General features: G+C 65.5%; 26 protein-coding genes and 2 pseudogenes. 12 read left to right on the top strand and 16 right to left on the bottom strand.

Annotation, left to right across the window (positions count from 1 at the left end; genetic code table 11):
- Positions 1–105: 105 nt before the first annotated feature.
- From CSV86_RS30950 to CSV86_RS30930, 5 genes are all read right to left on the bottom strand, one after another.
- A complete protein-coding gene (locus tag CSV86_RS30950) occupies positions 106–789 on the bottom strand; it encodes an OmpW/AlkL family protein (RefSeq protein WP_009397454.1) in 684 nt (227 codons plus the stop codon).
- Between the two features lie 108 nt (positions 790–897).
- Positions 898–1419 (bottom strand): DUF3299 domain-containing protein, encoded by a 522-nt coding sequence (locus CSV86_RS30945; RefSeq protein WP_009397453.1) that lies wholly within the window; start codon positions 1417–1419, stop codon positions 898–900.
- A gap of 11 nt (positions 1420–1430) precedes the next feature.
- A complete protein-coding gene (locus tag CSV86_RS30940) occupies positions 1431–2696 on the bottom strand; it encodes an ABC transporter permease (protein ID WP_009397452.1) in 1266 nt (421 codons plus the stop codon).
- Positions 2696–3415, bottom strand: coding sequence for an ABC transporter ATP-binding protein (locus tag CSV86_RS30935; protein WP_009397451.1), 720 nt, complete (start codon positions 3413–3415; stop codon positions 2696–2698). Before CSV86_RS30935 ends, CSV86_RS30940 begins: the two co-directional genes overlap by 1 nt.
- A gap of 45 nt (positions 3416–3460) precedes the next feature.
- Positions 3461–4051 (bottom strand): DUF2796 domain-containing protein, encoded by a 591-nt coding sequence (locus CSV86_RS30930; protein WP_009397450.1) that lies wholly within the window; start codon positions 4049–4051, stop codon positions 3461–3463.
- A gap of 129 nt (positions 4052–4180) precedes the next feature.
- Between CSV86_RS30930 and CSV86_RS30925 the strand changes: the two genes are divergently transcribed.
- Positions 4181–4522: a hypothetical protein gene (locus CSV86_RS30925; protein WP_009397449.1), complete on the top strand. Its 342-nt coding sequence runs from the start codon at positions 4181–4183 to the stop codon at positions 4520–4522.
- Positions 4523–4608: 86 nt separating this feature from the next.
- Here CSV86_RS30925 and trxA read toward each other — a convergent pair whose 3' ends face one another.
- The 3 genes from trxA to CSV86_RS30910 are packed head-to-tail and all read right to left on the bottom strand — an operon-like array spanning position 4609 to position 6622.
- Positions 4609–5481: a thioredoxin gene (gene trxA, locus CSV86_RS30920; protein WP_009397448.1), complete on the bottom strand. Its 873-nt coding sequence runs from the start codon at positions 5479–5481 to the stop codon at positions 4609–4611.
- Between the two features lie 31 nt (positions 5482–5512).
- The gene (locus tag CSV86_RS30915; protein WP_009397447.1) at positions 5513–6172 is read right to left on the bottom strand and encodes a class I SAM-dependent methyltransferase; all 660 of its coding nucleotides are present in this window, start codon (positions 6170–6172) and stop codon (positions 5513–5515) included.
- Positions 6173–6622, bottom strand: a complete 450-nt coding sequence (locus CSV86_RS30910; protein ID WP_009397446.1) for a YbaY family lipoprotein — start codon at positions 6620–6622, stop codon at positions 6173–6175.
- Between the two features lie 109 nt (positions 6623–6731).
- Between CSV86_RS30910 and nrdR the strand changes: the two genes are divergently transcribed.
- The 11 genes and pseudogenes from nrdR (at position 6732) to CSV86_RS30855 (ending at position 14597) form a co-directional block, all read left to right on the top strand.
- A complete protein-coding gene (gene nrdR, locus CSV86_RS30905) occupies positions 6732–7196 on the top strand; it encodes a transcriptional regulator NrdR (protein ID WP_009397445.1) in 465 nt (154 codons plus the stop codon).
- Between the two features lie 2 nt (positions 7197–7198).
- On the top strand, positions 7199–8329 hold the full coding sequence (gene ribD / locus CSV86_RS30900) for a bifunctional diaminohydroxyphosphoribosylaminopyrimidine deaminase/5-amino-6-(5-phosphoribosylamino)uracil reductase RibD (RefSeq protein WP_009397444.1): 1131 nt from the start codon (positions 7199–7201) through the stop codon (positions 8327–8329).
- 46 nt (positions 8330–8375) lie between these two features.
- Positions 8376–9041: a riboflavin synthase gene (locus tag CSV86_RS30895; RefSeq protein ID WP_009397443.1), complete on the top strand. Its 666-nt coding sequence runs from the start codon at positions 8376–8378 to the stop codon at positions 9039–9041.
- A 19-nt stretch (positions 9042–9060) separates the two neighbouring features.
- Positions 9061–10152, top strand: coding sequence for a bifunctional 3,4-dihydroxy-2-butanone-4-phosphate synthase/GTP cyclohydrolase II (gene ribBA / locus CSV86_RS30890; protein ID WP_009397442.1), 1092 nt, complete (start codon positions 9061–9063; stop codon positions 10150–10152).
- A gap of 90 nt (positions 10153–10242) precedes the next feature.
- Complete coding sequence (gene ribH / locus CSV86_RS30885; protein WP_009397441.1) at positions 10243–10719, top strand: 6,7-dimethyl-8-ribityllumazine synthase; 477 nt, start codon at positions 10243–10245, stop codon at positions 10717–10719.
- Positions 10716–11216, top strand: coding sequence for a transcription antitermination factor NusB (nusB, locus tag CSV86_RS30880; protein ID WP_009397440.1), 501 nt, complete (start codon positions 10716–10718; stop codon positions 11214–11216). Before ribH ends, nusB begins: the two co-directional genes overlap by 4 nt.
- Before the next feature lie 18 nt (positions 11217–11234).
- Positions 11235–12199 (top strand): annotated as a pseudogene (thiL, locus tag CSV86_RS30875) (thiamine-phosphate kinase).
- Positions 12196–12699: a phosphatidylglycerophosphatase A family protein gene (locus tag CSV86_RS30870; RefSeq protein WP_009397438.1), complete on the top strand. Its 504-nt coding sequence runs from the start codon at positions 12196–12198 to the stop codon at positions 12697–12699. Before thiL ends, CSV86_RS30870 begins: the two are co-directional and overlap by 4 nt.
- Positions 12700–12712: 13 nt before the next feature.
- Positions 12713–13447 (top strand): substrate-binding periplasmic protein, encoded by a 735-nt coding sequence (locus CSV86_RS30865; protein WP_009397437.1) that lies wholly within the window; start codon positions 12713–12715, stop codon positions 13445–13447.
- Between the two features lie 116 nt (positions 13448–13563).
- The gene (gene ribA, locus CSV86_RS30860; RefSeq protein WP_009397436.1) at positions 13564–14181 is read left to right on the top strand and encodes a GTP cyclohydrolase II; all 618 of its coding nucleotides are present in this window, start codon (positions 13564–13566) and stop codon (positions 14179–14181) included.
- Entirely contained in the window at positions 14178–14597 is a 420-nt protein-coding gene (locus tag CSV86_RS30855) for a hypothetical protein (RefSeq protein ID WP_009397435.1), read from the top strand. Before ribA ends, CSV86_RS30855 begins: the two co-directional genes overlap by 4 nt.
- Before the next feature lie 47 nt (positions 14598–14644).
- Here the strand turns inward: CSV86_RS30855 and dxs are convergent, their stop codons facing one another.
- The 8 genes and pseudogenes from dxs to CSV86_RS30815 form a co-directional block, all read right to left on the bottom strand.
- Positions 14645–16543, bottom strand: coding sequence for a 1-deoxy-D-xylulose-5-phosphate synthase (gene dxs / locus CSV86_RS30850; RefSeq protein ID WP_009397434.1), 1899 nt, complete (start codon positions 16541–16543; stop codon positions 14645–14647).
- Between the two features lie 183 nt (positions 16544–16726).
- On the bottom strand, positions 16727–17614 hold the full coding sequence (ispA, locus tag CSV86_RS30845; protein WP_009397433.1) for a (2E,6E)-farnesyl diphosphate synthase: 888 nt from the start codon (positions 17612–17614) through the stop codon (positions 16727–16729).
- Positions 17611–17853 carry an exodeoxyribonuclease VII small subunit gene (locus CSV86_RS30840; RefSeq protein ID WP_009397432.1) on the bottom strand — a complete coding sequence of 81 codons (243 nt, stop codon included), beginning with the start codon at positions 17851–17853 and terminating at the stop codon, positions 17611–17613. Before CSV86_RS30840 ends, ispA begins: the two co-directional genes overlap by 4 nt.
- A 138-nt stretch (positions 17854–17991) precedes the next feature.
- Positions 17992–19532 (bottom strand): annotated as a pseudogene (locus CSV86_RS30835) (ABC transporter substrate-binding protein).
- Positions 19533–19564: 32 nt separating this feature from the next.
- Entirely contained in the window at positions 19565–20539 is a 975-nt protein-coding gene (locus CSV86_RS30830) for an ABC transporter ATP-binding protein (RefSeq protein WP_009397430.1), read from the bottom strand.
- Positions 20536–21522 (bottom strand): ABC transporter ATP-binding protein, encoded by a 987-nt coding sequence (locus tag CSV86_RS30825; protein WP_009397429.1) that lies wholly within the window; start codon positions 21520–21522, stop codon positions 20536–20538. Before CSV86_RS30825 ends, CSV86_RS30830 begins: the two co-directional genes overlap by 4 nt.
- On the bottom strand, positions 21519–22376 hold the full coding sequence (locus CSV86_RS30820) for an ABC transporter permease (RefSeq protein ID WP_009397428.1): 858 nt from the start codon (positions 22374–22376) through the stop codon (positions 21519–21521). Before CSV86_RS30820 ends, CSV86_RS30825 begins: the two co-directional genes overlap by 4 nt.
- A complete protein-coding gene (locus CSV86_RS30815) occupies positions 22373–23320 on the bottom strand; it encodes an ABC transporter permease (RefSeq protein WP_009397427.1) in 948 nt (315 codons plus the stop codon). Before CSV86_RS30815 ends, CSV86_RS30820 begins: the two co-directional genes overlap by 4 nt.
- Position 23321 lies beyond the last annotated feature (1 nt).

The following is a 23321-nucleotide window of genomic DNA, read 5'->3' as shown; positions in this document are numbered from 1 at the left end:
ATGCCGTATCAGCCAGCTCAGGCCCCTGTGGGAGCTGGCTTGCCAGCGATGAGGCCCTGAAGGCCGCCATAAAAAAAGGGCCGCTTGCGCGGCCCTTTTTTGCATTCAGAATTTGTAGCCGATACCCACCATGTAGACCCATGGATCGATATCCACATCGACCTTGGTCTTGCCCACGCCCAGTGCGCTCGGCCCGTCGATGCTGGCTTCGGTGTTGATATCCACGTACCAGACCGAGGCGTTGACCAGCAGGTTGTCGTTGATCATGTAGTCCATGCCCAACTGGCCGGCGAGGCCCACGGAGTTTTTCATTTTCATGTTGCTGAAGCCCTGGTCCTTGCGTTCGCTGGTCAGGTCTTCGTTGAAGAACAGGGTGTAGTTCAGGCCGATACCGGCGTAAGGCTGGAACTTCGAGCCGGCATCCATCGGGTAGTACTGGACCGACAGGGTGGGTGGCAGGTGCTTGATGTCGGCCAGCTTGCCATCGAGGGCAGGGCCGAGGCCTTTCACGTTCACCTGGTGCTGGAACGGGGTGGCGGCCAGCAGTTCGATACCGACGTGGTCGGTGACCATGTAGGCGAAGGCCAGGCCCAGCTGGGTGTCGCTGTCCACGGTTGCCTTGGTGCCGGCGACCTTTACGCCGTCGAGTTTCAGGTTGCCGCTGTCTTCGTTCGGGGCGACGGTGGCTGCACCGGCGCGGACGATGAAATCACCGGCCTTGTGGGCGTAGGCGGCAGGCGCTGCTAGCGCGAGGGCGATCAGCGAGGCGCCGAGCAAGGACTTGTTCATGGAAGCTCCCAGGGGACATTTGGATTCGATGGTTCCAATGTTAAGGAGCTGCCACGGGGCGATACTTGATTCAGCTCAATGAAAGCGAAGGCGTTGTGGCGCGGCCATTCATTGTAGTTCGTAAGCGTAGATTTTCTCGGCTTCCATCTGATATCCGGCCTCGGCCAGCTCGCTGGACGACGACTGGACACGCATGGGCCCTTCGATCCAGTAGGGCTGGTACAGCTCCTCGACCTTGATGCCGATCTCGCTGACCACATGCACGATCTGGTTCGACGGTGGCGGAGGGACATGGATGCAGGCGCCGTAGTACGGCACCAGGAGAAACTCCGTGGTGCGCCCGTCCTCACCGACTTCCAGCGGCACGATATAGCCCGGCAGCTTGACCTGCTGGCCGTCGAGTTCCTTGACCACCGGCGCGTCCGGCACCTGCTGGTGCGCCGCCGGCGCCGCTTCGGCCGCCAGCGCGTCACCCAGGTTGGAGAGTTGCGACAGGTTGTGCAGCGGTGCCAGTTGCGGCTCGATCACCGGCGCGCCGGGGGGAATCAACTGCGGCCATTCCAGGGTCCGGGGCTCACCGGCCCAGGCGGGCAGGGCGCAAAACAGCAACAACAACAGGGCACGGCGCATTCCACGGATACTCACAGATGAATGGACAGGCCATCGGCCAGCGACTGTCGATAGGCCCGCCACGCGGGGATGCTGCCCATCAGCAGCGCAGCGCCGAGGATGATCGCCAGCAGGGTCCATTCGTGGCTGCTCGGCAGGGCCAGCGGCAGGTATAACCCATAGTTGGCCTGCACGTAACCCTGGGCTGCGGCGATGCCCAGGTACAGAAGTCCCAGCCCTGCGCCGATCCCGGCCAGGGCCAGGGCAAAGGCCTCCAGCACCAGCAGCCCGGCGATGTGCCACGGTCGTGCGCCTACCGAGCGCAGAATGGCCATTTCCCGGCGGCGCTCGTTGAGGCTGGTAAGGATGGCCGTGAGCATGCCGATCAGCCCGGTCAGCACCACGAACAGCGATACCACGAACAGCGCCTGCTCCGCCGTGCCCATCAGGCTCCACAGTTCCTGTAGGGCGACGCCGGGCAGGATCGCCAGCAGCGGCTCGCTGCGGAACTCGTTGATTTCCCGTTGCAGCGAGAAGGTCGCCACCTTGCTGTTGAGGCCGAGCATGAAGGCGGTTATCGCCGTCGGCGTCAGGTCCATGTTGCGCGCCTGGTCGGCGCTGATACGCCCGTTGCCACGCGCCGGCACACCGTTGTGCCAGTCGATATGGATCGCCTCCATGCCACCCAGGCTGATGTGCAAGGTGCGGTCTACCGGGGTGCCGGTGCGCTTGAGCACGCCGACCACGGTGAAGGGCTTGTCGTCATGCTTGACCAGGCTGATGGCGGCCACTCCATGGGCCAGCACCAGCTTGTCGCCGAGCTTGTAATGCAGGGCTTCGGCAACCTCGGCGCCCAGCACCACCTCGAATGGATCGCTGGCAAACGCCCGGCCCTGGCTCAGTTCCAGGTTCTGCCGATGGCCGTACTGGTAGTGCTCGAAGTACGCCTGGGTCGTGCCCATCACCCGGTATCCGCGGTGCGAATCGCCCAAGGAAATCGGGATCGCCCACTTCACCCGACGGTCGTTGGCATAGTGTTCGAAGCTGTCCCAGCGAATGTTGTTGGTGGCGTTGCCGATGCGGAAGACCGAATACAGCAGCAGGTTCACCGAGCCGGAGCGGGCGCCGACGATCAGGTCGGTACCGCTGATGGTGCTGGCGAAGCTGGCGCGGGCTTCGGTTCGGACCCGTTCCACGGCCAGCAGCAGGCACACCGACAGGGCAATGGCGAAGGCGGTGAGAAAAGCGGTGAAACGGCGGTTGGCCAGGCTGGCCAGGGCAAGGCGGAGCAGGTACATCAGACCTCCGTATCGCTGGCAGGGCGGGCCGCGCGGTTGAGTTCGGCAAGGGACGACTGGCAGTCGAACAGCGGCGCCAGGCTTTGGTCATGGCTAACGAACAAGAGGCTGGAGCCGGCGTCGCGGCATTCGGCGAACAGCAAGCGGATGAAGGCCTCGCGGGTATCGGCGTCGAGGGCCGAGGTGGGCTCGTCGGCGATCACCAGCTCCGGCTGGCCGATCAACGCCCGGGCTGCAGCAACGCGTTGCTGTTGGCCGATGGACAGGCTGTCGGCGCGACGGGCGAGCAGGGTCGGGTCCTTCAGGCCGAGGTGGGCAAGCAGCACGCTGGCGGCTTCGGCGACGCTGCCATGGCGTTGAGCAGCACGTTCGGCGCGCGTCCTGGAAAAACGACAAGGCAGCTCGACGTTCTCCCGCACCGACAGGAACGGCAGCAGGTTGAACTGCTGGAAGATGTAGCCGGTGTGGTCGACGCGGAAACGGTCGCGGGCGCTCTGGCTCAGTTCGCCAAGGTCCTGGCCGAGCAGGCGGATGCTGCCGCGGTCGGCTTTCTGCACACCGCCGAGCAGGCCCAGCAGGGTGGTCTTGCCGCTGCCGCTGGGGCCCTTGAGGAACAGCGATTCACCGGCGTCGAGGCGCAGCGCCGGGATGTCCAGCAGCGGTGGTTGGCCCGGCCAGGCGAAGCCCAGGTCGGTCAGTTCAATCAGTGCCTGGCTCATAAATCGACGCCCGGGTTGCCCCGGGCGCTTCACTGGATAGGTGGCTTAGAAGTTGATCGTAGCGTTTGCCGGCGTGGCTTCGACACCTTTCTGGCCACTTGGCCCGATCAACTGGACCTGGATCTTCTGGGTCGAAGGGTAGGTCTTGAACAGCGGGGCCAGGTCCAGGCTCCGCAAGGCATCCGGCTTGGCACATTCGAAGCGGTAGTGGGCGTGGATATCGCTGTGGCCGTGCTCATGCTCGTCGCCATCACCGTCGTCATCCTTGACCGGGGCATCGCCGAACAGCGGGCTTTGCAGTTCCTGGTCGCTGTCCCTGCAATTGGCAGCGGCGGTCAGGCCGAACAGTTTCAGTGGTTGTTCCAGTTGGGCACGCACGGCGGCCACCTTGGCCTTGTCGGCATCGCTCTGGGCCGCATGCTCGAAGCCCACCAGGTTCATCGCCGGGCTTTCCAGTTCCAGTTCCAGGGTATTGCCGTCAAGCACGGCGTTCAGGTGGGCGACACCATGTTCGTGGGCGCCCAGTGTGCCATGGGCGTGGTCGTGCTCATGATCATGATCGTGGTCGGAATGCGCGTAGGCGGTGAAGGCCAGGGGCAGCAGCGCGAAAGGCAAGGCAAGCAGCAGGCGACGCATGGGCGGAACTCCGGGGAGGGCTTGGAAAGATTTTGAAATGTTATAACAAAGTAGAATCCGCTCGCCAGTCTCCCTTGGCGTTCTTCGACCGGCATGGGAGCATGGCCGCCTGAAAACGGAGGACGCGACGTGCGAATTCGAGGACATATCGGCGAATGGCCGGTGGATCTGACCATCGAGCTGGGGCCGGAGGAATGGGCTAGCCTGGCGCGGGCGGGCGAGCCGGCGGCGACGCCGGTCAGCAGTGCAGCGCCGGTAGCGCAGGCGCGGCCGGATGACACTCTATGGCTGGCGGCGAAGGAACTGCTGCGCAAGGCGGGGGAAATGCAGGGGCCGGCGTTGCTGGAGTTGCTTGAAGGCCTGGCCGGGAGCACGGCGGCGGGCAAGCGCCTGCTGGTGCGGCTGCGGCACAGTGCCGAGGTGAAGGTGGAAAGCGGGGCGGATGCGCCGGTGTATCACTGGATCGGCTAGGTACTCTTTCGGGCCCTATCGCTGGCAAGCCAGCTCCCACAGGTCCGTGTGGGAGCTGGCTTGCCAGCGATAGGGCCGGAACTGACTCAGTAGAGTGCTGCGAACAACTTGCGCCGGTAGGTCCCCACCAGCGGGTGGTCATTGCCCAGCAGCTCGAAGACCTGCAGCAAGGTCTTGTGCGGCAAGCCGCCTTCGTACCCGCGGTTGCGCTTGAACAGCTTCAGCAGGCCTTCCAGCGCCGCCTCGTACTGCTGGCGCGACAGTTGCTGGATACTCAACTGGTAAGCCGCCTCGTCATCCTCGGCATTCTGCGCCAGGCGCGATTTCAGTTCGGCCACTTCCGGCAGGTCCCTGGCCTGGCGCAGGAAGGTCAACTGGGCCTTGGCGCCGGCCAACGCTGCCTTGTGCTCGTCGCTCTTTACGGCGTCCAGCACGGTCTGCGCTTCCACCAGCTCGCCACGTTCGGCCAGGCAGCGGGCATAGAGGATCAGCGCTGCGGCGTTGCTGTTGTCCTCGGCCAGCAGTGCCTTGAGCGCGGCTTCAGCCTCGCTGTAGCGCCCGTCGTTGAACAGCGCCTGGGCCAGCTCCAGCGGATCGGCCGCGGCCGGTGCGGGCAGTTGCACATGGGGTTCGAGCATGGCGCGCACCGCCGATTCCGGCTGGGCACCGGCGAAGCCGTCCACCGGCTGGCCATCCTTGAACAGCACCACGGTAGGCAGGCTGCGGATACCGAAGCGGGCGACGATGTCCTGTTCGATATCGCAGTTGACCTTGGCTAGCAGCAGTTCGCCCTGGTACTCCTCGGTAATCTTCGCCAGCATCGGCATCAACGCCTTGCACGGCGCGCACCAGTCGGCCCAGAAGTCCACCAGCACCGGCTTGTGATGGGAGTTGGCGATCACCACCTGATCGAAGTTGGCAACGGTGGTATCGAAAATGTACGGCGATTCCTGACTCATCTCGACTCTCGCGAACGCATGAATGACGCCACTATAAGGCCCCGCGGCTGGCGTGGTACAGGCTCACCTGGCGAAACTCGTGGGGCTCGGCCAGGTCCGGCAGGGTCAGGGCATGCAGGGTATCGAGCCGGCGGTAGAGCGGATGCTGGAAGTCGCGCACCCGCGAGTCGGCTACCAGGGCCTGCCGGCCACGGCTGAGGAACTGGTCGAGCAGCGGCAGGTTGGCACGATCGTAGAGCACGTCGGCGACCAGGATCAGGTCGAAGCGATCGTCCTCGGCGAAGAAGTCGCTGGAATAGCTCAGCTGCACCTCATTGAGTTCCGCGTTCGCCCGGCTGGCCTGCAGCGCCAGCGGATCGAGGTCGCAGGCAACCACTTCCAGGGCACCGGCCTTCGCCGCCGCGATCCCGGCAATCCCGGATCCGGCGCCAAAATCCAGGACCCGCTTGCCCGCGACCCACTCCGGGCGCTCGGCCAGGTAGCGGGCCATGGCCAGGCCGCTGGCCCAGCAGAAACTCCAGTATGGCGGCTCGTCGAGAATGCGCCGGGTTTCCTCGGGGCTGAAGGCGCGATCCATGTTATCGGCGTCGATCAACCAGAGTTTCAGCGGGCAGTCCGGCAATTCGCTGGCCACCAGGCGCGCATCGCCCAGCAACCCGCTCAACGCGGCCTGCAGTTGAACGGGCGCCATCTAGGGCGCCTTTTCCAGTTGCAGCGGGCCGAAGGCCTGGGTTTCGGCATGGGGCACGCTGACCGGCTTGAGGTGCAGGATCAGTTGTCCGGACTGGCTGGCGCGGGCACGCAACTCCACCCGCCCACCGGCTGGAAAGACCTCCGGATTGAAGCGCAACTGGAACGGCAGGGCCTGGCCGGTACCGTCGTAGGTATCGCTGGCCAGCAGGCGCTGCGGGCGGCCGCGCTCGTCGATCACCAGCAGGGCGACCTCGACCTCGGCGCCCCGGGGAATATTGGTGAAGCTGCCGCTCAGTTCGCGCTGGTAGGCAGGCAGCGGCGTCGGCACATGGACATGCCTGGCCACGGGCTTGGCCGGGGCCTGGGGCGGTACTGGCTTGGGGGTTTCGCTGCTGCAGGCGGTCAGCAGGGTGGCGAAACCGAGCACGGCGAGCGCTCGAAACGACATGGATAAATTCCTTAGGGGGCGTATTTCCTCACTGGATGGTAACCCCTTTGGCTTGTCTTGCCAGTCGGATGCGCTACCATGGCCCTCCCTTTTTTTGTTGCCTGCCACCATGCACTGTCCCTTCTGCGGTGCCAACGACACCAAAGTCATCGACTCGCGATTGGTCGCCGAGGGCGAGCAAGTACGCCGCCGCCGCGAATGCGTGGCCTGCGGCGAGCGATTCACCACCTTCGAGACCGCCGAACTGGTCTTGCCGCGCCTGATCAAGCAGGACGGTACCCGCCAACCCTTCGACGAAGACAAGCTGCGCGCCGGCATGCAGCGCGCGCTGGAAAAGCGTCCGGTCAGCGTCGAGCGCCTGGAAGCCGCACTGGCCCACATCAAGCACAAGCTGCGGGCCAAGGGCGAGCGCGAGGTCAAGTCGCTGGTGGTCGGTGAGCTGGTCATGGCCGAACTGCAAAAGCTCGATGAAGTGGCGTATATCCGCTTCGCTTCCGTGTATCGACGCTTCCAGGACCTCGACGAGTTCCGCGAAGAGATCGACCGCCTGGCCCGAGAGCCGTCCAAAGAGTGAACATGTCCACAGAACGCGCCGTGCTCGACGCTCACTACATGGCCCGCGCGCTGGAGCTGGCGCGCAAGGGCCTGTACTCGACCCATCCGAATCCGCGGGTAGGCTGCGTGATCGTGCGTGACGGGCGCATCGTCGGTGAGGGCTGGCATGTGCGTGCCGGCGAACCCCATGCCGAAGTCCACGCCTTGCGCGAGGCCGGCGAGCTGGCGCGCGGTGCCTGTGCCTACGTGACCCTGGAGCCCTGCAGCCACCACGGACGCACGCCGCCTTGCGCCGAAGCGCTGGTCAACGCCGGGGTGAGCCGGGTGGTCGCGGCGATGCAGGACCCCAATCCGCAGGTCGCTGGCAATGGCCTCAAGCGTCTGGCCGACGCCGGTATCGAAGTCGCCAGCGGTGTGCTCGAAGCCGAAGCCCGGGCGCTCAACCCCGGTTTCCTCAAGCGCATGGAGCATCGCCTGCCGTTCGTCAGGGTCAAGCTGGCGATGAGCCTGGATGGTCGCACCGCCATGGCCAGCGGCGAAAGCCAGTGGATCACCGGCCCGGCGGCGCGCTCTGCCGTGCAACGCCTGCGCGCCCGCTCCAGTGTGGTCCTGACCAGTGCCGCCAGCGTGATCGCCGACAACGCACGGATGACCGTACGCGGCGATGAACTGGGCCTGGATCCCGAGACCACCGCCCTGGCATTGGCGCGTCCGCCACTGCGCGTGCTGATCGATGGCCGGCTGCGCCTGCCGCTGGACGCGCCGTTCTTCCAGGCCGGCGCGGCGCTGGTGGTCACCGCCGCCGAAGACGATCCGCGCTATGCCGCCGCCGGCCACCAACTGCTGCGCATACCTGGCGAGAACGGCCAGGTCGACCTGCGCCAGTTGCTGGTGGAACTGGCCCGCCGCGATATCAACGAGGTGCTGGTGGAAGCCGGCCCCGGTCTCGCCGGCGCGTTCGCCCGGCTTGGCCTGATCGACGAATACCAGCTGTTCATCGCTGGCAGGTTCCTTGGCTCCACCGCGCGTCCGCTGCTCGACTGGCCGCTGGCGCGGATGAGCGAGGCACCGGCCCTGAAAATCATCGAAATGCGCGCGGTTGGCGATGACTGGCGAGTCACTGCCGTCCCCGCGCCTGCCCCAGGCGTATAATTCGCGGCTTGCGCCTGGCGCGGCCCTGGTCTCCGAGGAGGACCCCATGTTCACCGGCATCATCGAATCCATCGGCAGCATCCGCGCCATCACTCCCAAGGGCGGCGATGTGCGTGTCCATGTCGAAACCGCCAAGCTCGACCTGAGCGACGTCAAGCTCGGCGACAGCATCGCCGTCAACGGCGTCTGCCTGACCGCCGTGGAATTGCCGGGCGACGGCTTCTGGGCCGACGTCAGCCGGGAAACCCTGGACTGCACCGCCTTCTCCGACCTGAAGGCCGGCAGCCGGGTCAACCTGGAAAAGGCCCTGACCCCGAGCAGCCGTCTCGGCGGTCACCTGGTCAGCGGTCATGTCGACGGCGTCGGCGAGATCATCTCCCGCGCCGATAACGCCCGCGCCATCCAGTTCCGCGTGCGTGCGCCCAAGGAGTTGGCCAAGTACATCGCCCATAAGGGCTCGATCACCGTCGATGGCACCAGCCTGACGGTCAATGAAGTCGATGGCGCCGAATTCGAGCTGACCATCGTCCCGCACACCCTGGCCGAAACCATCATGGCCGACTACCGCCCGGGTCGTCGGATCAACCTCGAGGTCGACCTGCTTGCCCGTTACCTGGAGCGCCTGCTCCTGGGTGACAAAGCCGCCGAGCCGAGCAAAGGCAGCGGCATTACCGAAAGCTTCCTGGCCGCCAACGGCTACCTGAAATCCTGAATTGAGAAGGGGGTGCCGCGTGGCGCTCAACACCATCGAAGAACTGGTCGAAGACATCCGCCAGGGCAAAATGGTCATCCTGATGGATGACGAAGACCGCGAAAACGAAGGCGACATCATCATGGCAGCCGAGTGCTGCCTGCCCGAGCACATCAACTTCATGGCCAAGCACGCCCGCGGCCTGATCTGCATGCCGATGACCCGCGAACGCTGCGAAACCTTGAAGCTGCCGCTGATGGCGCCGCGCAACGGTTCCGGCTTCGGCACCAAGTTCACCGTCTCGATCGAAGCCGCCGAGGGCGTCACCACCGGCATCTCCGCCGCCGACCGCGCCCGCACCGTACAGGCTGCCGCCGCCAAGGACGCCAAGGCCGAGGATATCGTCAGCCCCGGTCATATCTTCCCGCTGATGGCCCAGCCCGGCGGTACCCTGGCGCGCGCCGGGCACACCGAGGCCGCCTGCGACCTGGCGCGCATGGCCGGCTTCGAGCCCAGCGGGGTTATCTGCGAGGTGATGAACGACGACGGCACCATGTCGCGCCGTCCCGAGCTGGAAGTCTTCGCCGCCGAGCACGGCCTGAAGATCGGCACCATTGCCGACCTGATCCACTACCGCATGATCCACGAGCGCACCATCCAGCGGATTTCCGAGCAGCCGATCGAGAGCGAGCTGGGCGAATTCAACCTGGTCACCTACCGTGACGCGGTGGAAGGCGACGTGCACATGGCCCTGACCCTGGGCAAGATCTGCGCGGAAGAGCCGACCCTGGTACGCGTACACAACATGGACCCGCTGCGCGACCTGCTGCTGGTCAAGCAGCCGGGCCGCTGGAGCCTGCGCGCGGCCATGGCCGCCGTGGCCGAGGCCGGCAGCGGCGTGGTGCTGCTGCTCGGTCATCCGCTGGACGGTGATGTGCTGCTGGCGCATATCCGCGAAAGTGCGGGCGATGCTCCGACCAAGGCGCCGACCACCTACAGCACCGTCGGTGCCGGTTCGCAGATCCTGCGCGACCTCGGTGTGCGCAAGATGCGCCTGATGAGTTCGCCGATGAAGTTCAATGCGATATCCGGATTCGATCTGGAAGTTGTAGAATACGTGCCCTCCGAATGAGCCGACGGTGTTTGACCGTTGCCCGTTCGTGACCAAAACTCCCACAGGCCGCGTTCTTGCGGCCTGGCTCTTTAAGATGAGAATCCCGCAATGTCCCTGAAGACCATCGAAGGTACCTTCATTGCCCCCAAAGGTCGCTACGCTTTGGTGGTTGGCCGCTTCAACAGCTTCGTCGTCGAAAGCCTGGTGAGCGGTGCCGTTGACGCCCTGGTTCGTCATGGCGTGAGCGAAAGCGACATCACCATCATCCGTGCCCCGGGCGCGTTCGAAATCCCCCTGGTCACGCAGAAGGTCGCCCAACAGGGTGAGTACTCCGCGATCATCGCCCTGGGCGCCGTGATCCGTGGCGGTACTCCGCACTTCGAATACGTTGCGGGCGAATGCACCAAGGGCCTGGCCCAGGTGTCCATGGAGTTCGGTATTCCTGTCGCCTTCGGTGTGCTGACCGTCGATTCCATCGAGCAGGCCATCGAGCGTTCCGGCACCAAGGCCGGCAACAAGGGCGCCGAAGCCGCGCTGTCCGCTCTGGAAATGGTCAGTCTGCTGGCGCAGCTGGAGGCCAAGTGATTAGCGACGAAAGCGATCGTTTCAACCCGCGCGATCCGAAACCCGCCGATGCCGGCAAACCCTCGAAAAGCGCCAAGCGTCGCGAAGCCCGCAAGCTCGCGACCCAGGCCCTTTACCAGTGGCACATGGCCCAGCATTCGCTGAACGAGATCGAAGCGCAGTTCCGGGTCGATAACGATTTCAGCGATGTCGACGGTGCCTACTTCCGCGAGATCCTTCACGGGGTGCCGGCCAAGAAGACCGAAATCGACAACGCCCTCAAGCCTTGCCTGGACATGGCCCTGGAAGAACTCGACCCGGTCGAGCTGTCCGTGCTGCGCCTGTCCGGCTGGGAACTGCTGGTGCGCCACGACGTGCCGTACCGCGTGGTGATCAACGAGGGCATCGAACTGGCCAAGGTCTTCGGTTCCACCGACGGCCACAAGTTCGTCAACGGTGTTCTCGACAAGCTTGCACCCGTGCTTCGCGAAGCCGAAGTGAAGGCGTTCAAGCGCTGATCGTGGCGCTGCCTGTCCATGGGTGAGTTCGAGCTGATCCGCCAGTTCTTCGCCGCCGCGCCCTGTGCGCAGGGCGGCGAAGGTATCGCCCTGGGCATCGGTGACGATTGCGCGCTGCTGGCGCCGGGGCCCGGCGAACAGCTGGCGATCTCCACCGACACGCTGGTGGCCGGGGTGCATTTCCCTGTCGTCAGCGATCCTTTCCTGCTCGGCCAGCGCTCGCTGGCGGTCGCCGCCAGCGACCTGGCTGCCATGGGCGCCACGCCGCTGGCCTTCACCCTGGCCCTGACCCTGGCCGAGACCGATCCGGACTGGCTGCGCGACTACGCCCGCGGCCTCAGCCGGATGGCCCGGCAGTGCGGCCTGACCCTGGTCGGCGGCGACACCACCCGCGCCCCCTGAGCCTGACCATGACCGTGCTCGGTCGCGTGCCTGCCGGGCAGGCGCTGACCCGGGGCGGTGCGCAGGTCGGTGACCTGGTCTGCGTCGGTGGCGAGCTGGGCAATGCCGCCGGCGCCTTGCCCCTGGTGCTGGGTGAACGTCAGGCCGATGCAACCCGGGCCGAACCGCTACTGTCCCAGTATTGGTCGCCTTCGCCGCAGATTGCGCTGGGCCAGGCACTGCGTGGCAAGGCCACGGCGGCCTTGGACGTATCCGATGGTCTGCTGGCCGATTGCGGACATATCGCCACGGCTTCCGCCGTTGCCTTGCGCCTGGAAGTGGAGCGCCTGCCGCTGGGTGAGGCGCTGACCGCGTTTCTCGGTCTCGAGGGGGCACGACAGGCGGCGCTGACCGGTGGAGACGACTACGTGATCGCCTTCACCCTGCCGCCTGCCGAGCTGCCCGGTCTGCTGGCCGAGGGCTGGCCAGTGCACGTGGTGGGTCGGGTCGAGGCCGGCAGCGGCGTCAGCCTGCACGATGCCCAGGGCCGCGATATCACTCCTGCCGTGCGCGGCTATCAACATTTTAGGGAGACACCGTGACCGACCACCCCAACCAGGTGCCAGCGGAAAACGTTCCGCCTTCGGTCTGGCGCAATCCGTGGCATTTCCTGGCTTTCGGCTTCGGCTCGGGCACCATGCCCAAGGCCCCTGGAACCTGGGGCTCGCTGGTGGCGCTGCCGTTCGTGCCGCTGTGGCAGATGCTTCCGGACTGGGGCTACTGGCTGATGCTCGGCCTGACCATGCTGTTCGGCTTCTGGCTGTGCGGCAAGGTGGCCGATGACCTCAAGGTCCACGACCATGAAGGTATCGTCTGGGACGAGATGGTCGGCATGTGGATCACCCTCTGGCTGGTGCCGGAAGGCTGGCTGTGGCTGCTGGCCGGATTCCTGATGTTCCGCTTCTTCGACATCCTCAAGCCATGGCCGATTCGCTGGATCGACCGGCATGTGCATGGCGGCGTGGGCATCATGCTCGATGATGTGCTGGCCGGGGTCTTCGCCTGGCTGGCCATGCAAGTGCTGGTCTGGAGCCTGGTTTAAAGGGAGTCGCACGATGCGCAAGTGGTTGTTGCTGGTCGCCATGCTGGCCGGGATGCTGGGCGTGGCGCGGGCCGAAGGCCTGCCGGCGGAGGTGCGTCTGGCCAGCGAGGCCTGGCAGGACTACACCAACGCCGATGGCACCGGCGTGGCCTGGGATGTATTGCGCAGGGTGTTCGAGCCGGCCGGGGTCAAGGTCAAGGTGCTCAGCGCGCCTTACACCCGGGCCATCGGCCTGGTGAATCGCGGTGAGGCGGATGCCTGGGTCGGCTCCTATCAAGAGGAAATGTCCGGCAACCTGTACCCACGTTGGAATTTCGACTCCGATCATATCTACGCCCTGGGCCTGGCCCGCAAGCCGCAGCCGACTCCGGCCAACCTTGGCCAGTTCCGCCTGTCCTGGGTACGCGGTTACGACTACCAGCGCTACCTGGCCAACGTCGGCTACTACCGCGAAGTACAGCGCCGCGACGGTATCCTGCCGATGCTCGAGCGCGAGCGGGTGGACTTCTATATCGATGCCCAGACCGAGGTCAACCATGTGCACGCCCAGGCCGAGCACCCGGAGGACTTCCGCAGTACCCATGTGGCGGAACTGCCTTTGTATCTGGCATTTGGCGATACGCCCGAAGGCAAGGCGTTGCGCGACCTGTTCGACAAGCGCATGGACGAACTCGTGCCCAGTGGCGCACTGAAGCCGATTTTCGAGCGCTGGAAGCAGCCTTACCCCTTCGAAAAGCCTGTGCGCTAGGTCATCCACCATCGAACTTTTCGATCTTTTGCCTCAGCAATTCAGCATAAGCAGCTGTGGCAAGCTGCTGTTACAATCGGCCCACGTCAATTTTCATGCATATTCAGGAGCACAAGGTGCCCGTCGTTTTCGTTGCTGCGTCCAAGCTGCCTACTCCTTTCGCGACCTTCACCATGCACGGTTTTCTCGACGAAGCCACCGGCCGCGAGCACGTCGTGCTCAGCCTCGGTGATGTCGCCGACGGCCAGCCGGTGCTGGGCCGCCTGCATTCCGAATGCCTGACGGGCGATGCCCTGTTCAGCCAGCGGTGCGATTGTGGTTCGCAGCTTGAAGCAGCCCTGCAAGCCATCGCCCGGGAAGGGCGCGGCGTACTGCTCTACCTGCGCCAGGAAGGCCGTGGCATCGGCCTGCTGAACAAGATCCGCGCATACGAGTTGCAGGACGGCGGTGCCGACACGGTCGAGGCCAACGAGCGCCTGGGCTTTGCCGCCGACCAGCGCGACTACGGCATGTGCCGGCCGATGCTGGAACACCTGGGCGTTGGTTCGTTGCGCCTGATGACCAACAACCCGCGCAAGGTCAAGGCGCTGACCGACATGGGTATCGTCGTTGCCGAGCGCGTGCCGCTGCATACCGGGCATAACCCGCACAACAAGCACTACCTGGCCACCAAGGCCGGCAAGCTCGGCCACATGATGGGCAACGAGCACCAGGGCGAGGCCGGTCGCGCGTGACCCGCAGCCAGGTACGGACTCGCCTGGCCCTGGCCTGGTGGCAATACCTGGCGGTGGCGCTGGCGCCCTTGATTGTCTTCGCCTGGGCTTTCGGTGGCATGGACCCGCTCATCCCGGTCCTGGCCATGCCGATGTTCATTGGCGGCATTGCTTCGATGTTCCTGACCCTGCCGCGTTTCGGCGTGTACAAGCACGCCCTGATCGCCACCGGCAAGGCGCTCGATAGCGAGGCCGAACCTGCTGCCTGGATCGAACTGGCCAGGGTTCGCCGCCTGGGCATGCTGTTCGCCTGCCTGCCGGCCTGGGTCGCCGCGCTGTCGGTGTTCGTCGGTCTGGAGGCAGTGCCGCAGATCCTGCTGGCGATCTCCAGCGTGGTCATCCTGTATCTCTACCGTCTTCCCCGCCAATTGGCCTGATGCACGGAAGATACACGGCAATCGCTGGCAAGCCAGCGATGAGGCCCTTACAGGCCCAGAAGCTCCATGCGCTTGCGCACCGAAGCTTCGATCCCCGCGGCATCCAGCCCGCACTCGGCGAGCATCTGCGCCGGCTTGGCATGCTCCACATACACGTCCGGCAGCCCCAGGTGCAGCAAAGGCTTGAGCACGGCTTCGCGAGCCAGGAACTCGCCCACCGCCGCACCGGCGCCGCCCATGATGGCGTTCTCTTCGATGGTCACCAGCAGGTCGTGACTGCCAGCCAGCTCCAGCACCAGTGCCTCGTCCAGTGGCTTGACGAAGCGCATGTCCACCACCGTGGCGTTCAGTGTTTCGGCAACCTTCAGTGCCTCGGCCAGTTGCACGCCGAACACCAGCAAGGCGACCTTGCTGCCCTGGCGGCGAATCACGCCCTTGCCGATTTCCAGCGGATCCAGGCTGTCTTCGATCGGCGCATTCGGGCCGCTGCCGCGCGGGTAGCGCACCGCCGCCGGGCCGTTGTACAGGTGGCCGGTGCTGAGCATGCGGCGCAGTTCGTTCTCGTCGCTCGGGGTCATCACCAGCATGCCGGGGATGCAGCGCAGGTAGGACAGGTCGAAGCTGCCAGCGTGGGTCGGGCCGTCTTCGCCCACCAGGCCGGCGCGGTCGATGGCGAACAGCACGTCGAGGTTCTGTACCGCGACGTCATGGATCAACTGGTCGTAGGCGCGCTGGAGGAAGGTCGAGTAGATCGCCACCACCGGCTTGGAGCCCTCGCAGGCCATGCCTGCGGCCAGCGTCACCGCATGTTGCTCGGCAATGGCCACGTCGAAGTAGCGCTGTGGATAACGTTCGCTGAAGGCCACCAGGTCGGAGCCTTCCTTCATTGCCGGGGTAATGCCCACCAGGCGCTCGTCGGCGGCGGCCATGTCGCACAGCCATTGACCGAACACGGCGGAATACTTTGGTCCGCCGGCCTTTTTCGGCGCGGCGGCGGGGGCATCCAGCGGTTCCAGCTTGGTGATGGCATGGTAGCCGATCGGATCGACCTCGGCCGGGGCGAAGCCCTTGCCTTTCTTGGTTACTACATGCAGGAACTGCGGGCCCTTGAGATCGCGCATGTTGCGCAGCGTAGCGATCAGGGTCGGCAGGTCGTGGCCGTCGATCGGGCCGATGTAGTTCCAGCCCAGCTCTTCGAAGAGGGTGCCGGGGACCAGCATGCCCTTGGCGTATTCCTCGGTGCGGCGGGCGATTTCCCAGGCGCCGGGAAGCCGCGACAGGACCTTCTTGCTGCCCTCGCGCATGCTCGCGTAGGTGCGGCTGGAGAGGATCTTGGCCAGGTAGTTGGACAGCCCGCCGACATTGCGCGAGATCGACATGTCGTTGTCGTTGAGGATGACCAGCATGTCGGCGTTGACTTCCTGGGCATGGTTCAACGCCTCGAAGGCCATGCCGGCGGTCAGGGCGCCGTCGCCGATCACCGCGATGGACTTGCGCGCCTCGTTGCGCAGGCGGGCGGCGATGGCCATGCCCAGGGCAGCGCTGATCGAGGTGCTGGAATGACCGACGCCGAAGGTGTCGTATTCGCTCTCGCTGCGTCGCGGGAAGGCGGCCAGGCCATCCTTCTGGCGCAGGGTATTCATGCGCTCGCGGCGACCGGTGAGGATCTTGTGCGGATAGGCCTGGTGCCCGACGTCCCACACCAGGCGGTCATCCGGGGTGTCGAAGACATAGTGCAGGGCGATGGTCAGCTCGATGACGCCCAGGCCGGCACCGAAGTGACCGCCGGTCTGGCCGACGCTGTAGAGCAGCTCCTGGCGCAGTTCGTCGGCCAGGTTCTCCAGGTCGGCTTCGGCCAGGCGCCGCAAACCGGCAGGCGTGGCGGCACGGTCCAGGAGCGGCGTGACCGGGCGTTCGCGTGGGATCTCTTGAAACGTCGTGGGCATCAGGCGAGTCGTTATAGGTTTGAAGACGCGGCAGTTTACCCCATTGGGGAGAGACTGCACATTTTGTGGGTGACTGTCAGGGCCTCATCGCTGCGGTGCGGCGGTCCGACAAGCCAGCTCCCACAGGTCAGGCGGTGCATGCAGTCTCTGTGGGAGCTGGCTTGCCAGCGATTGGGGCACCGCTCAGTTGCGGCGTTCGACGATGTAGCGCGCCAGCGCCCGCAGCGGTTCGGCGGCTGCGTCGAATGGACGCACGGCGTCGATCGCCTGGTCGCGCAGTTCCAGGGCATAGGCCTTGGCCGCGTCGAGCCCGAGCAGCGCGGGATAGGTGGGTTTGTCGCGGGCGATATCGGCGCCCTGGCGCTTGCCCAGGGTGGCGGTATCGCTTTCCACGTCGAGGATGTCGTCCTGCACCTGGAAGGCCAGGCCGATGGCCTGGGCATACTGCTGCAGGGCCTTGAGTTCGGCGTCGCCAGCGCGTTCGCTGGCCAGGGCGCCGAGGCGCACGCTGGCTTCGATCAGCGCGCCGGTCTTGTGCCGGTGCATGAATTCGAGAGCGGCCTGGTCCAGCTTGAGGCCTACCGAACCGAGGTCGATGGCCTGGCCGCCGACCATGCCGGCAGGCCCGGCCGCCTTGGCCAGGGTCTGCACCATGGCCAGCCGGGTGGCATCGCTCTGCGAACTAAGGCGCGGGTCGAGCAGGGCGCTGAACGCCAGGCTCTGCAAACCATCGCCGGCCAGGATCGCGCAGGCCTCGTCGAAGGCCTTGTGGGTAGTCGGCTGGCCACGCCGCAGGTCGTCGTCGTCCATCGCCGGCAGATCGTCATGCACCAGCGAATAAGCATGGATCAGCTCGACCGCGCAGGCCGCGCCATTGGCCTGTTCGGCTGTGCCGCCCAGGGCTTCGCAGGCGGCATAGGCGAGCAACGGACGGACGCGCTTGCCGCCGTTCATCACGCTGTAGCGCATGGCTTCGTAGAGCCGGGTGAGTTCCACCGAAGGCGCCTGGAACAGCGGCTCCAGGGCAGCATCGACCCGTGCCTGGCAGGCGGTCTGGTAGGCGCGGATCATTCCGCCTGTTCCGCGTCGAAGGGCTCTGCGGCCAGTTCGCCGTCGCGTTCCAGAAGGAGCTGCACCTTCTGTTCGGCCTGGGTCAGGGCGCCCTGGCAGTCGCGGGTCAGGCGGATGCCTTGCTCGAAGGCGGTCAGCGAGTCTTCCAGCGACAGCTCGCCGTTCTCCAGGCGCTCGACAAGGGCTTGCAGGTCGGCGAGGGATTGCTCGAAATCGATGGCGGCTTTTTTTCGGGCCATGGCGTCTGTCTCGGTGGCGGTTCTGAACGGCGCGACACTAGCAGAGCAGGGCATCCGGGGCAAATTGGTGGCAGGTTCTTTGGTCGCATGGCGACGGCCTTACCGCCGGCATTCCAGCGGTAAGGCCGAGCGCACGACTCAGTTCTGCGCGGTTTTCACGCCAGGCTCCAGCTTCACCGTCTCTTCCAGGGTGAAGCGCCCCAGCGGGTTCTGCAGGAAGTTCTGGATATTGCTGCGCGAAATGTTGATGTACGGGCTGTAGTACAGGTCGATCCAGTGCACGTCCTGCTTGGCCAGTTTCTGCAGTTCTTCGTACATCTGGCCGCGCTTGACCGGATCGGTCTCGACCCGCGCCGCAGCCACCAGGTCCTTGACCTTGTCGTTCCTGTAGCGGGTCATGTAGTTCTGGTTGCTGTCATGCCCGAGCACGAAGGTGGTCTTCTGGTCGGGGTCGAGCACGTCGTTGGTCCAGTACATCACCGACAGGTCGTAGTCGCCGTCCACCAGCATCTGCCAGCTCTGGGTCGGATCGACCTTCTGCAGGTTGGCTGTGATGCCGACATCCGCCAGTTGCTTCTGCACCAGTACGGCGATCTGCTCGTCGGCTTCGTTGCCGGCATTGACCACGTAATTGACCTTGAGCCCTTCGGCCCCGGCCTTCTTCAGCAGTTCGCGGGCCTTGGCCGGGTCGTAGGGGCGCTGCAGGTTGTTGGCGTTGTGGTACAGCGCCCCTTGGGAATGTACGAATAGGCCGGCTCGCCATGACCGAAGGTGACGGTTTCCACCAGGGCCTTCTTGTCGATCGCCAGGTCGATGGCCTCGCGCACTTCCTGTTTGCCCAGCAGGCCTTTCTCGTGGTTGATCAGCAGGTGGTCTTCGCGGGTCGACGGGTCGATGTGGACGGTGACCTTCTTGTCCTTCTGCAGGTCGTTGACCTGGGAGAAGGGCACGAAGATGGCCGAGTCCAGCTCGCCGGCCTGGACCTTGAGCATGCGCGTGCGGTCATCCGGGATGGAGATCCACTCGACGCCATCCAGGCTGACCTTGTCGGCTTCCCAGTATTGCGGGTTCTTTTCCAGGATCACGCGGTCGCCGCGCAGCCACTCCTTGACCTTGAATGCCCCGGATACCACCGGATTCTGCGCGTATTCCTCCTCGCCGAGCTTTTCGATGGCTGCCTTGGACACGATGGATACGTTGGCCGTGGCCAGTTGCGCGAGGAAGGGCACCGATTTGCTGTGCAGGGTCACCACCAGGGTGTGGGGATCCTTGGCGACGGCCGTGTCGATGATCTTGTAGGAGTCGGCCCAGAGCGAGCCGGGGTTATCGCGAATGCGCAGCAGGGAGAAGGCGGCGTCCTCGGCGGTCAATGGCGAGCCGTCGGAGAACTTCGCGGGACGGATCTTGAAGGTGTAGGTCAGGCCGTCGTCGGAGATGACCCAGCTTTCCGCCAGGCCGGGGACCAGCCTGGTGCCGCTGTTGTCCACCCGCACCAGCACGTCGTAGACGTTGGCGAAGACCCAGTTGTCGCGGTTCTGCGCGGTCTTGATCGGGTCGAAGGTGGTGCTTTCCTCACGGCAGCCGATGGTCAGCACCCCTGCGGCGTGGGCGACGCCGGTGGTCAGGGCGCTGGCGGCCAGCAGGGCGGCGGTGAGTAACTTCAATGCTCCGGGTTTCATGCTCAAGCTCCATTTGATGAAAGGACGTTAGGTCAGGACAGCGGCTCCGGGTGGACGCAGGTATGGCGTCGTGTACCCAGGGAATGGGTCGGCGGCGTGCTTTCCCGGCAGGCCGGCAATGCGCGCGTGCAACGGGGATGGAAGGCGCAGCCGGTGGGCAGGTGCAGCGGGCTCGGCGGCTCGCCCGGCAGCGGTTGCTCGGGCAGGCGGCGGGCCGGGTCGATATCGGCGATGGACTGGATCAGTGCAGCGGTATAGGGGTGGCGTGGCGCGTCGAAGACCTCGTGCACCGGGCCTTCCTCGACGATGCGCCCGAGGTACATCACCGCCACCCGGTCGCACAGGCGGCGAACCACGGTGAGGTCGTGGGTGATGAACAGCATGGCGAGGTTCATGCGCTCGCGCAGTTCCAGCAGCAGGTTGATGATCTGGCCCTGGATCGACACGTCGAGGGCGGCGACGCATTCGTCGGCGATGATCAGCCGCGGTTCCACCGCCAGGGCGCGGGCGATGCCGACCCGCTGGCACTGGCCGCCACTCAGCGAGCGCGGCTTGCGCTCGGCCAGTTCCGGGCGCAGGCCGACCAGGCTCAGCAGTTCGGCGACCCGTGCCGGTACCTGTGCCTCGGGCACTTTGCGCTGCACCCGCAGTACCTCGGCGATGATGTCGCCGATGCGCTGCCGCGGATTCAGGGCGGTGTACGGGTCCTGGAAGATCATCGCGGTCTCGTGGCGCAGGCGGGCGATATCGGCCTGGCTGCCCTGGGCCATGTCGATGCCGTCGAAGAGAACCTGCCCGCCGGCCACCGGGTTCAGGTGCAGGATGGCCCGGGCCAGGGTGCTCTTGCCGCAGCCGGACTCGCCCACCAGGCCGAGGGTTTCCCCGGCGGCCAGGTGCAACGACGCACCATTGACCGCGCTGACCTTGCGCGGACGCAGGCTGAACAGGCCGCTGCCAGCGGCGGGAAATTGCACCTGCAGGTCGTTGACCTGCAACAGCGTGGTCATGAGGCGACTCCGTGCAGCAGCGGTGTATGACAGGCCAGGCGGTGACCGGGCGAAATCTCGCGCAACTGTGGCAAGTGCTCGCGGCACATCGGCGATGCCAGGCCGCAGCGTGTGCCGAAGCGGCAACCCGCGGGCATGTCGCCGAGCAGCGGTGGTTGCCCGCCGATGGTGTTCATCAGGCGCTGGCCGCTGTCCGCCGCCGGATGGCAGGCGAGCAGGCCGGCGCTGTAGGGGTGTTGCGGGCGCTTGAGGATCTGCATCTTGCTACCGTGCTCGCATAAGCGTCCGGCATACATCACGGCGATGCTGTCGCAGGTCTGGGCGACCACGCCGAGGTCGTGGCTGATCAGGATCATCGACAGGCCGCGGCGGTCGCGCAGGTCCAGGAGCAGCCGGAGGATCTGCGCCTGCACGGTGACATCCAGCGCCGTGGTCGGCTCGTCGGCGATCAGCACCTTCGGATTGCAGCCCAGGGCCACGGCGATCATCGCCCGCTGGCGCATGCCGCCGGAGAATTCGTGCGGGTAGTTGTCCACCCGGGATTGCGGGTCGGGAATGCCGACCTGGCGCAGCACCTCGATGGCCTCGGTCCGCGCTTCCCGGCGCGAGGCTCCCTGGTGCAGGCGGATGCCCTCGGCGATCTGCTCGCCGATGCGCATCAGTGGATCGAGGTGGCTGCTCGGGTTCTGGAAGATCATCCCCAGTTCGCGGCCACGCATGCGGCGCATGCCGGCATCGTCCAGTTGCAGCAGGTCGGTTCCGTCCAGGCGCACCGCCGTGCCTTCGACGCGCAGTTTCGGCGAGGGCAGCAAGCGCATCAGGGCGCGGCAGGCCATGGTCTTGCCCGAGCCGGATTCGCCCACCAGGCCGAGGATCTCGCCTTCGCCAAGGCTGAAGGACAAGCGATCGACCACGGCAACATCGCGTTGATCATTGCGAACGATCACGCTCAGGTCCTCGACCTGCAACAGCGGCGTGCTCATGAGCGGTCTCCCAGGCGTTCGGCGACACCGTCGGCGAGCAGGCTGAAGCCCATCGCCAGGGTCACTACGGCCAGGCCCGGAAAGGTGCAGATCCACCAGGCGCTGGTGATGAAGCTCTGACCTTCTGCAACCATCGTGCCCCACTCGGCGGTGGGCGGCTGCACGCCGAGGCCCAGGTAGCTGACCGCCGCACCGTTGAGCAGCACCAGCACCGCGTCGGACATGCAGAACACCACCGAACTGAACAGGGCATTGGGCATCAGGTGCCCGAAAAGGATGCGCCGGTGGCTGAAGCCGAGGCTGCGGGCGGCGAGGGCGAAATCGCTTTCCTTGAGGATCAGGATCTGCGAGCGGATCAGCCGCGCATAGGAGACCCAGCCGACCAGGGCCATGGCGATATAGAAACTGCCCAGTCCGGGGCCGAGGATCGCCATGATCGCCAGCATCAGGACCAGGAAGGGGAAGGCCAGGACGATGTCGATCAGGCGCATGCACACTGCGTCCAGGCGTCCGCCGATATAGCCGGAGATGGCGCCGATGCAGGTGCCGAGCAGGAAGGGGAAGATCACCCCGACCAGGGCCATCTGCAAATCGATGCGTGCGCCCCAGATGACCCGGGAGAGGATGTCGCGGCCGAAGTTGTCGGTGCCGAAAGGGTGCGCCAGGCTCGGTGCCATCAGGCGCAGGTCGCCATTCTGCAGCAGCGGGTCGTAGGGGGCGACCCATGGAGCGAGGAGGGCGAGCAGGCCCCAGCCAAGAACGATGGCCAGGCCGAAATACAGGGTCAGGCGGCCATCGCCCAGGTTCCAGCGCAGGCGCCAGCGGCTCGGGATTGCGATGCTGGGGCTGCTCATTGGATCTTCACCCGCGGGTCGATGGCCGTGGTGACGATATCGGCGATGAAGTTCACCGCTACCGTGGCACAGGCCAGCACCATGGCCACGCCCTGCACCACCATGTAGTCGCGGGTAAAAATGCCGCGCACCAGCAACTGGCCGATGCCGGGCAGGGAAAACAGGCTTTCGATGACCACGGTGCCGCTGATCAGCCAGCCGATGTTGACGGCCAGCAGGTTGACCGTCGGCACCATCGAGTTGGGCAGCACGTGGCGGCGGAACACCGCGTTCTCGGAGAGACCGCGGGCGCGGGCGGCGGTGACCTGGTCGGACTGCATTTCCACCAGCATGCTGGCGCGCAGGTTGCGCACCAGTACCGCCGACAGCGCGAGGGCGATGGTCAGGCAGGGCAGCACCAGGTGGTGAAGTTTTTCCGGCCACCCCCGGCCATAGCCGGAAACCGGGAACAGGCCCCAATGCACGCTGAACAGCAGGATCAGCATCAAGCCCAGCCAGAACGCCGGCAACCCGAGCCCGGCCGTGGTGAACACGCGGATCAGGTTATCGATCCAGCCGCCCTTGTTGCGCGCCGCGAGGGTCGCCAGCGGCACGGCTATCAGCAATGCCAGGAGCACGCTGCCGAACACCAGCATCAGGGTCGGCTCGATCCGCGTGGCGATCAGCTTCAGCGCATCGACCCGATACAGCAGGGACTGGCCCAGGTCGCCGTTGAGCAGGTTCTTCAGGAAATACAGGTATTGCACCCAGATCGGCTCGTCCAGGCCGAACTGGGCGCGGATCTTCTGGATCGCGTCCGGCGTGCTGCGCGCGCCGAGCAGTACCCGCGCCGGGTCGCCGGGGATCGAGCGCACCAGCACGAAGGTGATGAGGCTGATGCCCAGCAATACCGGGAGCAGTTGCAGCGGGCGGGTCAGGACGAAGCGGTAGCGCGCCAGGTTCATC

The sequence above is a fragment of the Pseudomonas bharatica CSV86 genome (assembly GCF_000319305.2).
Lineage (GTDB): Bacteria > Pseudomonadota > Gammaproteobacteria > Pseudomonadales > Pseudomonadaceae > Aquipseudomonas > Aquipseudomonas bharatica.
The sequence above is the reverse complement of the archived record's forward strand: the minus strand, read 5'-3'. Positions and strand labels throughout refer to the sequence as shown.

Excerpts from the sequence above, each read along its gene's own strand:
- ribD (WP_009397444.1), top strand. The coding sequence starts at position 7,199 with ATGTCCACAGAACGCGCCGTGCTCGACGCTCACTACATGGCCCGCGCG.
- ribH (WP_009397441.1), top strand. The coding sequence starts at position 10,243 with ATGTCCCTGAAGACCATCGAAGGTACCTTCATTGCCCCCAAAGGTCGC.
- CSV86_RS30820 (WP_009397428.1), bottom strand. The coding sequence starts at position 22,376 with ATGAGCAGCCCCAGCATCGCAATCCCGAGCCGCTGGCGCCTGCGCTGG.
- trxA (WP_009397448.1), bottom strand. The coding sequence starts at position 5,481 with ATGAGTCAGGAATCGCCGTACATTTTCGATACCACCGTTGCCAACTTC.
- CSV86_RS30940 (WP_009397452.1), bottom strand. The coding sequence starts at position 2,696 with ATGTACCTGCTCCGCCTTGCCCTGGCCAGCCTGGCCAACCGCCGTTTC.
- CSV86_RS30815 (WP_009397427.1), bottom strand. The coding sequence starts at position 23,320 with ATGAACCTGGCGCGCTACCGCTTCGTCCTGACCCGCCCGCTGCAACTG.
- CSV86_RS30915 (WP_009397447.1), bottom strand. The coding sequence starts at position 6,172 with ATGGCGCCCGTTCAACTGCAGGCCGCGTTGAGCGGGTTGCTGGGCGAT.
- CSV86_RS30895 (WP_009397443.1), top strand. The coding sequence starts at position 8,376 with ATGTTCACCGGCATCATCGAATCCATCGGCAGCATCCGCGCCATCACT.
- CSV86_RS30910 (WP_009397446.1), bottom strand. The coding sequence starts at position 6,622 with ATGTCGTTTCGAGCGCTCGCCGTGCTCGGTTTCGCCACCCTGCTGACC.
- CSV86_RS30825 (WP_009397429.1), bottom strand. The coding sequence starts at position 21,522 with ATGAGCACGCCGCTGTTGCAGGTCGAGGACCTGAGCGTGATCGTTCGC.
- CSV86_RS30840 (WP_009397432.1), bottom strand. The coding sequence starts at position 17,853 with ATGGCCCGAAAAAAAGCCGCCATCGATTTCGAGCAATCCCTCGCCGAC.
- CSV86_RS30935 (WP_009397451.1), bottom strand. The coding sequence starts at position 3,415 with ATGAGCCAGGCACTGATTGAACTGACCGACCTGGGCTTCGCCTGGCCG.
- CSV86_RS30930 (WP_009397450.1), bottom strand. The coding sequence starts at position 4,051 with ATGCGTCGCCTGCTGCTTGCCTTGCCTTTCGCGCTGCTGCCCCTGGCC.
- nrdR (WP_009397445.1), top strand. The coding sequence starts at position 6,732 with ATGCACTGTCCCTTCTGCGGTGCCAACGACACCAAAGTCATCGACTCG.
- CSV86_RS30945 (WP_009397453.1), bottom strand. The coding sequence starts at position 1,419 with ATGCGCCGTGCCCTGTTGTTGTTGCTGTTTTGCGCCCTGCCCGCCTGG.
- ispA (WP_009397433.1), bottom strand. The coding sequence starts at position 17,614 with ATGATCCGCGCCTACCAGACCGCCTGCCAGGCACGGGTCGATGCTGCC.
- dxs (WP_009397434.1), bottom strand. The coding sequence starts at position 16,543 with ATGCCCACGACGTTTCAAGAGATCCCACGCGAACGCCCGGTCACGCCG.
- CSV86_RS30830 (WP_009397430.1), bottom strand. The coding sequence starts at position 20,539 with ATGACCACGCTGTTGCAGGTCAACGACCTGCAGGTGCAATTTCCCGCC.
- CSV86_RS30950 (WP_009397454.1), bottom strand. The coding sequence starts at position 789 with ATGAACAAGTCCTTGCTCGGCGCCTCGCTGATCGCCCTCGCGCTAGCA.
- CSV86_RS30865 (WP_009397437.1), top strand. The coding sequence starts at position 12,713 with ATGCGCAAGTGGTTGTTGCTGGTCGCCATGCTGGCCGGGATGCTGGGC.